Source organism: Kutzneria viridogrisea DSM 43870 (assembly GCF_000525635.1).
Lineage (GTDB): Bacteria > Actinomycetota > Actinomycetes > Mycobacteriales > Pseudonocardiaceae > Kutzneria > Kutzneria viridogrisea.
This window is the reverse complement of record NZ_CP007155.1, coordinates 8326906-8341369: the sequence shown is the minus strand read 5'-3', so window position 1 is coordinate 8341369 and position 14464 is coordinate 8326906. Positions and strand designations below refer to the sequence as shown.

The following is a 14464-nucleotide window of genomic DNA, read 5'->3' as shown; positions in this document are numbered from 1 at the left end:
GGATGCCGGAGCCCGGACCCGAGAAGCCGTTCAGCCTGATCCGGACCGACCTGTGGATGGGCGGGCACGAGCGCTACGACGAGTCCGGTGAGCTGGTGCCGGTCCGCGTCGAGCGCGAGTTCGACCTGGTGGTCAGCCTGTGGGCGGGCGAGGGCTTCGGCCCTGCGCCCGGGGTGGAGCACTGGGTGTTGCGCATCCCGGACGGTGAGCTGACCGCCGAGGAGGTCACGCGGGTCGGCGAGCTGTCAGCGGCCACCGCCGAGGCGCTGCGCGCGGGGCGGCGCACCTTCGTGCGCTGCCACTTCGGCTACAACCGCTCCGGTCTCGTGGCGGCACAGGCCCTGGTGCTGCTCGGCCACGGCGTCGACGAGGCGATCGACCTGGTCCGCCTCGGCCGGTCCAGGCACGCGCTGAACAACCAGCACTTCCTCGGCTACCTGCGTCACGACCTGGCTCGCCACACCAACAGGTAGCGCCAGAACAGCAGGTGGCGCAGGGTGCTGCCGGGCAGCAGCTCGGCGGACCGCGCGCGGACCTCGTCGTAGGTCATCTCCGGCTGGCGCACCGGGGCCCGCTCGCCGCGCTCGGGCCGCCAGGACAGGGCGAGCCGCACCACCGCGTTGACCGGCACGGCGGCGTGGCTGATCGCCCAGTCCCGCGGGCTGCCCGGCCGGTAGCAGCCGAGGACCGCCAGCACCCCGCCAGGGGCCAGGGCGTCACGCAGCCTCGTCACGGTGTCGAACGGCACGTGGTGCAGGCTCGCCAGGCAGGTGATCGCGTCGTAGTGCGCCCGCGGCAGGTCCATCCTGGTGATGTCGCCCTGCCGGAACCGCACGCCCGGTGTGTCCGGGATGGACTCGAACGCGGGGTCCACGGCCTCCACGATGTAGCCGTGGGCGGCCAGCCTGCGCGCGAACCGGCCGGTGCCACAGCCCACGTCCAGTGCCGTGCCGCTTCGGGCAGGAAGCCGCCGCAGCACGGTGCGGTGGTAGTGGTCATTGTGGTTGAACGCCATGGCCCGACCATGCCAGGTCCGGCAGACTGGCCCGCGTGTACGACTTCGACGTGCTGGTGCTGGGGTCCGGCCCCGGTGGGCAGAAGGCCGCGATAGCCACGGCCAAACTGGGTAAGCGGGCCGCGGTCGTGGAGCGGCGGGACATGATCGGCGGGGTCTGCATCAACACGGGCACGATCCCGTCCAAGACCCTGCGCGAGGCGGTGCTCTACCTGACCGGCCTCAACCAGCGGGAGATGTACGGCGCGAGCTACCAGGTCAAGGAGGACATCACCGTCGCCGACCTGCTCACCCGCACCCAGCACGTCATCGGCCGCGAGGTCGAGGTGATCCGCAGCCAGCTGGCCCGCAACCACGTCACGGTGCTGCCGGGCCTGGGCCGGTTCGTGGACGAGCACACCATCGAGGTGTTCGACGGCACCGGCAGGGAGACCACCGTCAGCGCGGACCGGATCGTGATCGCCACCGGCACCGTGCCCGCGCGACCGTCCACCGTGGAGTTCGACGGCAGGACGATCATCGACTCGGACGGCATCCTCCAGTTGGAGCGCGTGCCGCAGTCGATGATCGTGGTCGGTGCCGGGGTGATCGGCATCGAGTACGCCTCCATGTTCGCCGCGCTGGGCACCAAGGTCACCGTGGTGGAGTCGCGGGAGCGCATGCTGGAGTTCTGCGACGCCGAGGTCGTGGAGGCGCTCAAGTACCACTTGCGCGACCTCGCGGTGACCTTCCGGTTCCGGGAGACCGTGTCCTCGGTGGTGGCGCACCCGCGCGGGGCCATCGCGGTGCTGGAGAGCGGCAAGAAGATCCCGGCCGAGGTGGTCATGTACTCGGCGGGCCGCCAGGGCATGACCGACGGGCTCGGGCTGGAGCGCGCGGGGCTGTCCGCCGACAGGCGTGGGCGCATCGCCGTGGACGAGTACTTCCGCACCGAGGTACCGCACATCTACGCCGTGGGCGACGTGATCGGCTTCCCCGCGCTGGCCGCGACCTCCATGGAACAGGGCAGGCTGGCCGCCTACCACGCCTGCGGGGAGCCCGTGCAGGCCCTGTCCAGCCAGCAGCCGATCGGGATCTACACCATCCCGGAGATCAGCTTCATCGGCCGCACCGAGGACGAGCTCACCGAGCAGCGCATCCCGTTCGAGGTCGGCGTCTCGCGCTACCGGGAGCTGGCCCGCGGCCAGATCATCGGCGACTCCTACGGGGTGCTGAAGCTGCTCGTCTCGCCGGAGGACCACTCGCTGCTGGGGGTGCACGTGTTCGGCACCGGTGCGACCGAGCTGGTGCACATCGGGCAGGCCGTCATGGGCTGCGGCGGCACCGTGGACTACCTGGTGGACGCCGTGTTCAACTACCCGACCCTGGCCGAGTCCTACAAGGTGGCCGCCCTGGACGCCATGAACAAGATCCGGCTCATCGAGCGCCTGTCCGACTGAGGCCGGGACTCGCCCACCCCAGAGCGGGACTCGCCGCTTCCACCGCGAGTCCCGTTCTCAGGACCGCGAGTCCCGGCCAGGGGACCGTGAGTCCCGGGCCGCCAAACGTGATGTGAACTTGTTACTGATCGGTACCTTGCGTCCGAACGGGTCTCACCAGGTCAAATGCGTCACATTGATCGATCAGCATGATGTCCATCACCCGGGATGGTTCTCCCGCCAGCTTGGACAACCCCGGTACCGTGCGGGCACGACCCGCTCTGCTGCAAACGGGAGGAATCGGATGTTCCGAAAGGTCCTCGTCGCCAACCGGGGCGAGATCGCCATCCGCGCTTTCCGCGCTGCCTACGAACTGGGCGCCGGAACAGTCGCGGTCTTCCCGTACGAGGACCGGAACTCGCTGCACCGGCTCAAAGCCGACGAGGCGTACGAGATCGGCGAGGCTGGCCACCCGGTGCGGGCCTACCTGTCCGTGGAGGAGATCGTCGAGGCGGCGCGCAAGGCGGGCGCCGACGCGATCTACCCAGGCTACGGCTTCCTCTCGGAGAACCCGGAGCTGGCCAGCGCCTGCCAGCGCGCGGGCATCACCTTCGTCGGGCCGCCCGCCGAGGTGCTGGAGCTGACCGGCAACAAGGCGCGGGCCATCGCCGCGGCCAAGGCGGCCGGGCTGCCCGTGCTCCAGTCCAGCGAGCCCTCCACCGACGTGGACGCGCTGCTCGCCGCCGCGGGGCAGATCGGGTTCCCGATCTTCGTCAAGGCCGTGGCCGGTGGTGGCGGGCGCGGCATGCGCCGGGTGCTGGACGAGAGCACGCTGCGCGAGTCCATCGAGGCCGCGATGCGCGAGGCCGAGTCGGCCTTCGGCGACGCCACGGTCTTCCTGGAGCAGGCCGTGGTGCAGCCCAGGCACATCGAGGTGCAGATCCTCGCCGACGCCGAGGGCAACGTGATCCACCTGTACGAGCGGGACTGCTCGGTGCAGCGGCGGCACCAGAAGGTCATCGAGCTGGCCCCGGCACCCAACCTGGACCCGCTGGTCCGGGACAAGATCTGCGCCGACGCGGTGGCCTTCGCCAAGCAGATCGGCTACCGCAACGCGGGCACCGTGGAGTTCCTGGTGGACCGCGAGGGCAGGCACGTGTTCATCGAGATGAACCCGCGCATCCAGGTGGAGCACACGGTCACCGAGGAGGTCACCGACGTCGACCTGGTGCAGTCCCAGCTGCGCATCGCCAGCGGGCAGACCCTGTCCGACCTGGGGCTGAGCCAGGACGCGGTGTACCTGCGCGGTGCGGCGTTGCAGTGCCGGATCACCACCGAGGACCCGGTCAACGGCTTCCGCCCGGACACCGGCGTGATCAGCGCGTACCGCTCGCCGGGCGGTTCGGGCATCCGCCTGGACGGCGGCGCGATCGGTGCGGGCAGCGCGGTGGGCGCCCACTTCGACTCGATGCTGGTCAAGCTGACCTGCCGCGGCCGCAACTTCGAGACGGCCGTGGCCAGGGCCCGCCGTGCCGTGGCGGAGTTCCGCATCCGCGGCGTGTCCACGAACATCCCGTTCCTGCAGGCCGTGCTGGACGACGCGGACTTCCGCGGCGGCCGGGTCACCACGGCGTTCATCGAGGAGCGCCCGCACCTGCTGACCGCGCGGCAGTCCGCCGACCGCGGCACCAGGCTGCTGACCTACCTCGCCGACGTCACGGTGAACAAGCCCAACGGCCCGCGCCCGACCTCGGTGGACCCGAGGGAGAAGCTGCCCGCCGTCGACCTGTCCGCCGAGGCCCCCGCTGGCTCCAAGCAGAAGCTGACCGAGCTGGGCCCGGAGGGCTTCGCGAGCTGGATGCGCGACAGCGCGGGCGTGCTCGTCACCGACACGACCTTCCGCGACGCGCACCAGTCGCTGCTGGCCACCCGCGTGCGGACCAAGGACCTGGTGCAGGTCGCCCCGCACGTGGCGCGGCTGACCCCGCAGCTGCTGTCCCTGGAGTGCTGGGGCGGCGCGACCTACGACGTGGCCCTGCGCTTCCTGGCCGAGGACCCGTGGGAGCGGCTCGCGGCGCTGCGCGAGGCGGCGCCCAACCTGTGCCTGCAGATGCTGCTGCGCGGGCGCAACACCGTGGGCTACACCCCGTACCCGGAGTCGGTGACCAGGGCCTTCGTTGAGGAGGCCACGGAGACCGGCATCGACATCTTCCGCATCTTCGACGCCCTCAACGACATCGAGCAGATGCGCCCGGCGATCGAGGCCGTGCGGGAGACCGGCAAGGCCGTGGCCGAGGTGTCGCTCTGCTACACCGCCGACCTGTCCGACCCGGCCGAGCAGCTCTACACCCTGGACTACTACCTCAAGCTGGCCGAGCAGATCGTCGGCGCGGGCGCCCACGTGCTGGCCATCAAGGACATGGCCGGGCTGCTGCGCCCGCCCGCCGCCAGCAGGCTGGTCACCGCGCTGCGCAAGGAGTTCGACCTGCCGGTGCACCTGCACACCCACGACACCGCGGGCGGGCAGTTGGCCACCTACCTGGCCGCCATCCAGGCGGGCGTGGACGCCATCGACGGGGCCACCGCCTCGATCGCGGGCACCACCTCGCAGCCCTCGCTGTCGGCGATCGTGGCCGCCACCGACCACTCCGCCCGCACCACCGGGCTGGACCTGCAGGCGGTGTGCGACCTGGAGCCGTACTGGGAGGCCGTGCGCAAGGTGTACGCCCCCTTCGAGTCGGGGCTGCCCGCGCCGACCGGCCGCGTGTACCACCACGAGATCCCCGGCGGGCAGCTGTCCAACCTGCGCCAGCAGGCCATCGCACTGGGCCTTGGCGACCGGTTCGAGGCCATCGAGGCGATGTACGCCGCCGCGGACCGCATGCTGGGCCGCCTGGTCAAGGTCACGCCCTCCTCCAAGGTCGTCGGCGACCTGGCCCTGCACCTGGTCGGCGCCGGGGTGGCGCCCGCCGACTTCGAGGCCGACCCGGGCCGGTTCGACATCCCGGACTCGGTGGTCGGCTTCCTGCACGGCGAGCTGGGCGACCCGCCCGGTGGCTGGCCCGAGCCCTTCCGCAGCAAGGCGCTGCGCGGGCGGTCCGCGCCGAAGAAGGTCACCGAGCTGTCCGAGGAGGACAACCGCGGGCTGGAGACCGACCGGCGCGGCACGCTGAACCGGCTGATGTTCCCGGCGCCCACCAAGGAGTTCCGCACCCACCGGGACGCCTACGGGGACACCAGCGTGCTGCGTAGCAAGGACTTCTTCTACGGGCTGCGGCCCGGCGAGGAGTACCAGGTCGACCTGGAGCGCGGCGTGCGGCTGCTGATCACGCTGGAGGCCATCGGCGAGGCCGACGAGCGCGGCATGCGCACCGTCATGGCGGTGCTGAACGGGCAGCTGCGGCCGATCCAGGTGCGCGACCGCTCGGTGGCGGCCGACGTGCCGGTGGCCGAGAAGGCCGACCGCGGGAACAGCAACCACGTGGCGGCCCCGTTCGCGGGCGTCGTGACCATGGCGGTGGCCGAGGGCGACACCGTGGAGGCCGGGCAGACCGTGGCGACCATCGAGGCGATGAAGATGGAAGCGGGCATCACCGCGCCGAAGGCGGGCACGGTGCAGCGGCTGGCCATCGGCTCGCAGCAGCAGGTGGAGGGCGGCGACCTGCTCGTCGTGCTGGCGTAGCCAACGGGGCGGACTCGCGACGCAATCGCCCGCGAGTCCCGCCCTCCGGCACGCGAGTCCCGCCCACTCGGGGCAGATCCTGTTCACACGGGGGACATGCATCACTCGGTAGGGTGATGTCATGTTCCCCGTGTTGCCGTCTGGCGGCGGGTGTCCCGTCGCTGACAGGGTTGTGTAGTGCTGGAGTTGCAGGCTGTCGCCCAGCGTCAGGGCGCCGTGGTCGGGAAGTCCCCGTGGCTGCCCACCGCCTGTCATGCCCTTGCCGACCTGGCTGGCGTGGTGCTCGGCCTCGACGTGCGCAGAGTGCCTGTGCGGGCGGGGATCTCGCCCGCGGTGAGCGGCATCGCCAACCGCGAGGTGCTGGTCGCGAACCGGAAGTCGCAGACCGCCGCGCTGGCGCAGGCGCGGGGTCCCGTGCTCACCATCGGCGGGGACTGCGGGGTGGAAACCGTGCCGCTCGCCTTGGCACGCAAGCGGTTCGGCCCCGGGCTCGGCGCGCTGTGGTTCGACGCGCACGGCGACCTGAACACCCCGGCGACCTCCCCGTCCGGGGCCTACCACGGCATGGCGCTGCGGCACGCCTTCGGCGAGGGCGACCGCGACTTCGTGGCCGAGGTGCCGGTCTCCGCGCGACGAGTCGTGCTGGTGGGCGCGCGCAACCTGGACCCCGGCGAGCAGGCGCTGATCGACCGCGGGCTGGTCCGGCACGTGCCCGTGGAACAGGGCTGGCAGACCTCCTGGGTCACCGACGCCGTGGTCGCCTCCCGCTCGCCGCAGTTCTACCTGCACATCGACCTGGACGTGCTGGATCCCAGCGAGTTCGGCGAGGTGACCTGCCCCGAGCCGGGCGGGTTGACCATCGCGGAACTGGTGGCCGCGATCCGCGCGGTGGCCGCGCTGCGCCCGATCGTCGGGGCGGGCATCACCGAGTGCGCCACCGACAACCCCGAGCGACTGCGCGTGCTCGTGCCGGTGCTGCGCGCGGTGGGCGCCGCACTGCACGCGCACTCCACGGTGCTGCCCGCGCAGGCCGACCTGAGCAACCGGCCGGTGCGCCACCCGCTCTGATGTGAAAACGCCTCGCATGTGGCGGTGCTTGACCTAGCATTCGGGCGGTGAGCAGCAGACCGGCCCCGGGGCCGCCCAATTTCGACCGCTTGGCCGCGTTCCCGGAACTGGCAGCGCTCAGGGACGCCGTGTCCGCGCGGGACTGGACCTCCGTCGAACTGTTCTTCGCCGGGCTGCCCGACGCCGCCGCGGTCGGCTACGTGGTGGGCTACGCCAGCGACCTGCCCGGCTCCGAACAGTTCTACGACCGCGCCCCGGACTCCTCGTTGAGCAGCCTGCTGCGCGCGGCCCGCTACGTCGCCCTGGCCTGGGAGGTGCGTTCCGGTGCGCGGGCCGAGTACGTCAGCGAGGACCAGTTCCGTGGCATGCACGACTGGCTGCGCAGGGCCGAGCCGATCCTGATCGACCTGACCGCCCGCGAGCCGGACAACGCGCCCGCGTGGAGCGTGCGGCTGACCACCGCCCTCGGCCTGCAACTGGGACAGCACGAGGCGAAGCGCCGCTACGACCGGCTCGCCAGGCACGCGCCGCACCACTTCCAGGCACAGTCCAGGCTGTTGCAGCAGTTCTGCCCGAAGTGGGGCGGCACCTGGGACAAGGCCTTCGGCTTCGCGCGGGAGTGCGCCGCGAACGCGCCCGCGGGTTCGACCTCGCCCACGCTGATCCCCGAGGTCCACCTGGAGCAGTACATCGACCTCGACACGGCCCGGGAGCGCGCCGACTACCTGCGGCGGCCCGAGGTGCGTGCGGAGGTGCTGGACGCGGCCCGGCGATCCGTCCTGCACCCGGACTTCGGCAGGGGCTACGGCTGGGTCGGCGCCGCCAGCACCTTCGCGCTGGTGCTGGGCATCACGGGGAGCGAGGAGGCCGCGGCGCGCTGCTTCGACATGCTCGGCGACCTCGCGAACGAGCACCCGTGGCACTACTTCGAGGACGCGGCGGCCAAGTACCGCAAGGTGCGTGCGTCGGTGCAGGGGAGACCGCAGTCATGATCAAGCAGACCGAGGTCGACGGGGTGCCCACCCTGGTCGCGCCGATGTCCGGGCCGCTGAGAGCCGGGCTGGTGTTCCGGGTCGGTGTCGCCGACGAGCCGCTGTCCCGCGCGGGCATCACACACCTGCTGGAGCACCTCGCCCTGTTCCGGCACGGACTGGCCGACCACGAGGCCAACGCCGCGACCGGCCTGATCACCACGCAGTTCTTCACCCAGGGCGCCGAGTCCGAGGTGATCACCTACCTGCGCAGCGTCTGCCAGTCCCTCGGCGACCTGCCGCTGGACCGGCTGGAGACCGAGAAGTCGATCCTGCGCACCGAGCGGGCCGGTCGCGGTGACCGCCTGGTGGACGCGATGGGCCTGTGGCGCTACGGCTCGCGCGGGCACGGCATCGCGGGCTACCCCGAGTTGGGCCTGCCCCGGCTCACCGCCGAGGACCTGGGCTCCTGGGCCGCCACCTGGTTCACCAGGGACAACGCGGTGCTGTGGATCGCGGGCGAGGGCGTGCCCGCCGGGCTGTCCCTGCCGCTGCCACAGGGGGAGCGGCGGCCGCTGCCGCCGATCACCTCCGCGCTGCCCGCCACGCCCGCGTACTTCGCCAGCGAGGACGGCCAGGTCATGTTCGACGCCGTGGTGCGGCGCAGCACCGCCGCCTCGCTGTACGGGGCGGTGCTGGAGCGCGAACTGTTCCGCGCACTGCGCCAGGAGGACGGCAACTCCTACCGGGCCGGTGCCTCGTACCACCCGCGCGGTGACCAGTTCGCGACGCTGGTGGCGGTGGCCGACTCCTTGCCGGAGAAGCAGGACGCCGTGCTCGGCGGCTTCGTGGACGTGCTGGCCAAGCTGAAGGTGGGCCGGATCGAACAGTCCGATGTGGACAGTGCGCGGGACAAGGCGCTCACCGCGCTGACCGACCCCGACGTGGACGCCATGCGCCTGCCCGGCATGGCGGTGAACCTGCTCACCGGCTACCCGAGCCAGAGCACCGAGCAACTCCGCGCCGAGCTGCGTGCCGTGTCGGCTCAGGACGTGCACGCCGTCGCGGTGGAGGCGATGTCCACCGGCCTGCTGCTCGTTCCCGCCGGGCACACCGCCGACTGGGCGGGCTTCGTCCCCGCCCCGACCAGGTCCGACACGGCCGTCGGCGGCACCGTGCACCCCGGCCTGCGCGAGGACGGCACCGGCATCGCCGTCACCGCGGAGGGCATCACGATGACCACGCCCTCCGGCCCGCTCACCGTGCTGTTCGCGGCGTGCTCCGTGATGCTGACCTGGCCGGACGGCGCGCGCAGGCTGATCGGCCACGACGCCATCACCGTGCACGTGGAACCGACCCTGCACACCGTGCCGCCACAGGAGCTCGCGCTGATCGACGCCGGGGTGGACCCCGAGGTCGTGGTGCCGATGCCCGCGCGCGACCCGGAGGACATCCCGGCGTTCGTGCCGCGCGCCCCGCGGCCCGCCTCGTCCGGGACCTCGCGCTGGTCGGCGATGACCGTGATCTACGCGCTGATCGCCACCGCCTCGCTGGTGTTCGGCCTGGTGCTGCTGGTCAAACTCATCGGCCAGGCCGCGTCCAGCGTCTCGGAGTGGCGCGCGGTGGTCGTGCTCTGGATCGCGGGCGCCTACTGCGCCGTGCAGTTCGTCAAGCGCTACCGCAGGTCCGGGTGATCAGACAGATCGGTCTGTACACTTTCGGTCATGGGTAGGCCATCGGCGGCCCGCGAGCGGATCCTGGAGACCGCCGCGCAGCTGTTCTACGAGCACGGCTTCCGCGCGGTCGGCGTGGACCGGATCATCGCCGAGTCCGGCGTGGCCAAGGCGACCCTGTACGCGCACTTCCCGTCCAAGGACGACCTGGTGCTCAGCTACGTGCAGCGCGCCGACGTGCGGTGGACCGCCCACCTGCGCCGCGCCGCCGAGGCCGCCGGGCCCGACCCGCGCGCGCAGATGATCGGTGCCTTCGACGCGCTGCGCGAGATCGCCGAGGCCGCCACCTTCCGGGGCTGCGCCTTCATCAACACCGCCAGCGAGGCCATCCCCGGCACCCCCGTGCACGAGGCCACCGTCAGGCACAAGCAGGCCGTCCGCGCCTGGCTGCGCGAGCTGGCCGCTGCCGCGGGTGCCGCCGACCCCGACCTGCTCGCGCTGCAACTCACCCTGCTCATCGACGGCGGGCTCGCCGCCGGGGCCGTGGAACCCTCGCCCGAGGTCGGCCTCGCCGCCCAGCAGGCCGCCCGCGTGGTGATCGCCGCCAGCTGCGGCTGAGCCCGCCCCGCCTCCATGTCACGAAGGTGCCGTTCAAGACACCGGGTGTCTCGAACGGCACCTTCATGACATAGGCGCCCGCCCCTTGTAACCAGACAGACCTGTCTGTTAGCGTGAGCTCGAAATCAGACAGACCTGTCTGTTCAGTTCTGAGGGGATGATCATGGCGCACACACTGGTGGTGCTGGCCCACCCGCAGCTGGGCGAGTCGCGGATCAACGCGGCGCTGGCGGCGGAGATCCGCGGGGTTGAGGGCGTCACGGTGCACGACCTGTACGCGGCCTACCCGGACCACGTGATCGACGTGCGGCGCGAGCAGCGGCTGCTCACCGAGCACGACCGGGTCGTCCTGCAGTTCCCGTTCTTCTGGTACTCGGTGCCCGGCCTGCTCAAGCAGTGGATCGACGAGGTGTTCCTGCGCGGCTGGGCCTACGCCACCGGCGGCACGGCCCTGCACGGCAAGACCCTGCAGGTGGTCACGTCCACCGGCGGCAGCGACGAGGACTACACGCCTGAGGGGCGGCACGGGGTCACGATGGACGCGCTGTGGCAGCCCTTGCGTGCCACGGCGAAGCTCACCGGTCTGCACTTCGCCGAGCCGCTGGTGCTGCACGCGGTGCGCACGGTGGACGACGAGCAGCTCGCGCTGCACGCGAAGACCTACCGCGCACTGCTCGAACGGCCGTACGCCACGATGGTGGCGTGACCAGGATCGTGGCCGGAACGGCCGGCGGACGCCGCATCGACGTGCCGCCCAAGGGCACCCGGCCCACCTCGGACCGGGTGCGGGAGGCGTTGTTCAGCGCGCTGGAGTCGGCGATGGAGCTGGACGGGGCGCGGGTGCTGGACCTGTACGCGGGCTCCGGCGCGCTGGGCTTCGAGGCGCTGTCCAGGGGGGCCGCGCTGGCGACCTTCGTCGAGTCCGAGCACCGGGCGGTGGAGGTGTTGCGCCGCAACGCCAAGGCGCTCGGCCTGTCCGGGGTGGACGTCCGGCACGGCACCGCGCGCTCGGTGCTGGCCGGTGCGCCCGCCGGGGCGTACGACCTGGTGCTGGCGGACCCGCCCTACGCGGTCACCAACGAGGAGCTGGCGCTGGTGCTCGCCGGGGTCGTGACCTGGACCGCGCCGGGCGGCCTGGTGCTGGTGGAGCGGGCCGCCCGCAGCGGGGAGCCGAGTTGGCCGGAGGGCCTGGAACCCTTCCGCAGCAAGAAGTACGGGGACACCGCGGTGCACTGGGCCGAACGCCCTGAGTGATCGCCACCACGCGAACAGGTGCGGTGGCCCCATGTTTGTTACGGTCCGGCCATGAGGCGTGCGGTCTACCCCGGCTCCTACGACCCGGTCACCAACGGCCACCTGGACATCATCGGCCGGACCGCCCTGGTGGCCGACGAGCTGGTCGTCGCCGTGATGATCAACAAGAACAAGAAGACCCTGTTCTCCGTGGAGGAGCGGGTCGAGATGCTCCGGGACGTCACCAGCCACCTGCCCAACGTGCGGGTGGACACCTGGCACGGCCTGCTCGTGGACTACTGCAAGGCCAACGACATCAAGGTGATCGTCAAGGGCCTGCGCGCGGTCAGCGACTTCGACTACGAGTTGCAGATGGCGCAGATGAACCACCAGCTCACCTCGGTGGAGACCCTGTTCATGCCCACCAACCCGCTCTACAGCTTCCTGTCCAGCTCGCTGGTCAAAGAGGTCGCCACCTACCACGGAGATGTGGCGCACCTGCTGCCGGAGACGATTCACGCGCGGTTGACCGAGCGGCTGGCCGAACGGGCCTGAAATTCGCGCCCTGCCATGGCAGGTTAATGCAGAGGTCTTTTGGTGATCACCTTGAGGCGTTAGCGTCAGGGCCTATGAGCTACCTCACGTCACGAGCCGTGAAGGCCCTGCTTGCTCTGCTGCTCGCGTTCGCGGGCACCGCCGGTCTGGCCGTCACGGCCAGCGCCGCGCCGGTCGGGGTGCTGCAGGCCAGCTGCGGCGACACCTCGGAGTTCCAGCAGGTCGCGCTGTCCAGCCTGCCCGCACAGGCCACCGACACCGTGGACCTGATCAAGCAGGGTGGCCCCTTCCCGTACCCGAAGAACGACGGTGTCGTTTTCGGCAACCGGGAGGGCATTCTGCCCGCCTGCGCCTCGGGTTATTACCACGAGTACACGGTGATCACGCCGGGTTCGTCCAACCGTGGGACGCGGCGAATCATCACCGGTAGCGCCGGTGAGTACTTCTACACGGCTGACCACTACGAGAGCTTTGTCCTGGTCGACATCAACAGCTGAATTCGGGGGCTTGTGAAGAATGGTCACCACGTCTAACAGGATCACCAAATTCCTGCTCGTCGCCGCCTTCACCGTGCTCGGCGCGATCGGGCTGGCCGGACCCTCGGTCGCCGCACCGCAGGCAGTCGGGCACGCCACCGTCGCGCAGGCCGGCTGCGGGGACACCTCCGGCTACCGCAAGGTCGCGCTGTCCAGCCTGCCCAAGCAGGCAACCGACACCGTGAAGCTGATCAAGCAGGGCGGCCCGTTCCCGTACCCGGGCAAGGACGGCTCGGTGTTCACCAACGTGGAGAAGGTGCTGCCGGTGTGCAGCTCCAGCAGCTACTACCACGAGTACACCGTGATCACGCCCGGTGCGCCGACCAGGGGCACCCGCCGGATCGTCACCGGCAGCGCCGGTGAGTACTTCTACACCGGTGACCACTACAAGACGTTCCAGCTGGTCAACATCAACGCCTGACCGATCGCGGCCCGGACACCCGGACACGCCAGGCTCGTCCTGCGCGGCTCACGGCCCCGGAACCGGCAGACTGGACACTGCCAGCCGTGTAGCCGAAGGGGAGTGTGACGCGTGTACCGGGTGTTCGAGGCCCTCGACGAACTCGTCACGATCGTCGAAGAAGCGCGTGGGGTGCCGATGACCTCGGGCTGCGTGGTCCCCCGTGGCGATCTCCTCGAACTGCTCGACGACATCCGGGACGCGATCCCCAGGGAACTCGACGACGCGCAGGACGTGCTCGACCACCGGGACAGCATCGTCAACAAGGCGCAGCACGAGACCGAGCAGGCCATCGGCGGCGCCCGCAGCGAGGCCGAGCAGACCCTCGCCGAGGCACGGGCCGAGGCCGAGCAGATGGTGGCCGAGGCCCGAGCCCACGCCGAGCGCATGGTCGCCGACGCGCGGGCCGAGGCCGAGCGCACGGTCAACGCGGGCAGGCACGAGTACGAGGACCTGGTCGGCAGGGCGCAGGGCGAGTCCGAGCGCATGATCCAGGCCGGTCGCGCCGGCTACGAGCGGGCCGTGGAGGACGGCCGCGCCGAGCAGGCACGGCTGGTCAACCAGACCGAGGTGGTGCAGGCCGCGCACGCCGAGTCCGCGCGCATCCTGGACGCCGCCAGTGGCGAGGCCAACCGCCTGCGCGGGGAGTGCGACGCCTACGTGGACGCCAAGCTCGCCGACTTCGAGGACCTGCTCGCGCACACCCTGCGCACCGTGGGCAAGGGCCGCGCGAGCCTGCGCGCCGCCGTGCCCGCCCCGTCCTCAGCCCCGTTCGACTACCGGGACTGAGAGCGCTTCCCGCTGCCCCGCTGCCCAGGTTCGGCCGCTGGACTGATGCGGCCTCACCTGAGCGGACTTGGGTGTCGGTTGGGGGTGGGTGTTCCCGCTTCGCTCTCTGCGATCCTCCGGATCGCGGCGTCTTCGCTCTGACCCGGTCTCTTCCCTTGGCTCAGGATGATCACTGGAAAGATGTGATCATCCTGAGCCTGCGGTCCAGAGACCGGCGCGAAGACGCGGCCCGCTTCGCTCTTGGCGCTCCTCCGGAGCGCGGCGTCTTCGCTGAGGTCCGGTCTCTTCCCTTGTCCCGAGATGATCACTGGACAGATGTGATCATCTCGGGCCTGCGGTCCAGAGACCGGCGCGAAGACGCGGGCCCCGTGGCTGGCGGTCCTGGCGGGGCGCGGGTTGTGGTGAACGGGACTCGCCGGCCTCAGAGCGGGACTCGCCGACCAGTC

Annotated in this window: 14 protein-coding genes; 13 read left to right on the top strand and 1 reads right to left on the bottom strand. The window is 71.1% G+C overall.

What is annotated here, in order from left to right; translation table 11 throughout:
- The first annotated feature begins 2 nt into the window (after positions 1-2).
- Positions 3-473, top strand: coding sequence for a protein-tyrosine phosphatase family protein (locus KALB_RS36195; protein ID WP_025360565.1), 471 nt, complete (start codon positions 3-5; stop codon positions 471-473).
- Here the strand turns inward: KALB_RS36195 and KALB_RS36190 are convergent.
- A complete protein-coding gene (locus KALB_RS36190) occupies positions 443-1015 on the bottom strand; it encodes a class I SAM-dependent methyltransferase (protein ID WP_025360564.1) in 573 nt (190 codons plus the stop codon). The genes KALB_RS36195 and KALB_RS36190 overlap by 31 nt on opposite strands.
- Positions 1016-1050: 35 nt before the next feature.
- Between KALB_RS36190 and sthA the strand changes: the two genes are divergently transcribed.
- The 12 genes from sthA (at position 1051) to KALB_RS36130 (ending at position 14018) form a co-directional block, all read left to right on the top strand.
- Positions 1051-2454 carry a Si-specific NAD(P)(+) transhydrogenase gene (gene sthA / locus KALB_RS36185; RefSeq protein WP_025360563.1) on the top strand — a complete coding sequence of 468 codons (1404 nt, stop codon included), beginning with the start codon at positions 1051-1053 and terminating at the stop codon, positions 2452-2454.
- A 283-nt stretch (positions 2455-2737) separates the two neighbouring features.
- On the top strand, positions 2738-6115 hold the full coding sequence (locus tag KALB_RS36180; protein ID WP_025360562.1) for a pyruvate carboxylase: 3378 nt from the start codon (positions 2738-2740) through the stop codon (positions 6113-6115).
- Between the two features lie 177 nt (positions 6116-6292).
- The gene (locus tag KALB_RS36175) at positions 6293-7183 is read left to right on the top strand and encodes an arginase family protein (protein ID WP_063750765.1); all 891 of its coding nucleotides are present in this window, start codon (positions 6293-6295) and stop codon (positions 7181-7183) included.
- A 47-nt stretch (positions 7184-7230) separates the two neighbouring features.
- On the top strand, positions 7231-8175 hold the full coding sequence (locus KALB_RS36170) for a hypothetical protein (RefSeq protein WP_025360560.1): 945 nt from the start codon (positions 7231-7233) through the stop codon (positions 8173-8175).
- Positions 8172-9848: a M16 family metallopeptidase gene (locus KALB_RS36165; protein ID WP_025360559.1), complete on the top strand. Its 1677-nt coding sequence runs from the start codon at positions 8172-8174 to the stop codon at positions 9846-9848. Before KALB_RS36170 ends, KALB_RS36165 begins: the two co-directional genes overlap by 4 nt.
- Before the next feature lie 30 nt (positions 9849-9878).
- Entirely contained in the window at positions 9879-10445 is a 567-nt protein-coding gene (locus tag KALB_RS50015; protein WP_025360558.1) for a TetR/AcrR family transcriptional regulator, read from the top strand.
- 163 nt (positions 10446-10608) lie between these two features.
- Positions 10609-11151: an NAD(P)H-dependent oxidoreductase gene (locus tag KALB_RS36155; RefSeq protein WP_025360557.1), complete on the top strand. Its 543-nt coding sequence runs from the start codon at positions 10609-10611 to the stop codon at positions 11149-11151.
- Complete coding sequence (gene rsmD, locus KALB_RS36150) at positions 11148-11699, top strand: 16S rRNA (guanine(966)-N(2))-methyltransferase RsmD (RefSeq protein WP_025360556.1); 552 nt, start codon at positions 11148-11150, stop codon at positions 11697-11699. The genes KALB_RS36155 and rsmD overlap by 4 nt, the downstream gene beginning before the upstream one ends.
- A 51-nt stretch (positions 11700-11750) precedes the next feature.
- On the top strand, positions 11751-12233 hold the full coding sequence (coaD, locus tag KALB_RS36145; protein ID WP_025360555.1) for a pantetheine-phosphate adenylyltransferase: 483 nt from the start codon (positions 11751-11753) through the stop codon (positions 12231-12233).
- A 74-nt stretch (positions 12234-12307) separates the two neighbouring features.
- Complete coding sequence (locus tag KALB_RS36140) at positions 12308-12730, top strand: guanyl-specific ribonuclease (protein ID WP_025360554.1); 423 nt, start codon at positions 12308-12310, stop codon at positions 12728-12730.
- A gap of 19 nt (positions 12731-12749) precedes the next feature.
- Positions 12750-13190 (top strand): guanyl-specific ribonuclease, encoded by a 441-nt coding sequence (locus tag KALB_RS36135; RefSeq protein ID WP_025360553.1) that lies wholly within the window; start codon positions 12750-12752, stop codon positions 13188-13190.
- Between the two features lie 111 nt (positions 13191-13301).
- The gene (locus tag KALB_RS36130; RefSeq protein WP_025360552.1) at positions 13302-14018 is read left to right on the top strand and encodes an SPFH domain-containing protein; all 717 of its coding nucleotides are present in this window, start codon (positions 13302-13304) and stop codon (positions 14016-14018) included.
- Positions 14019-14464 lie beyond the last annotated feature (446 nt).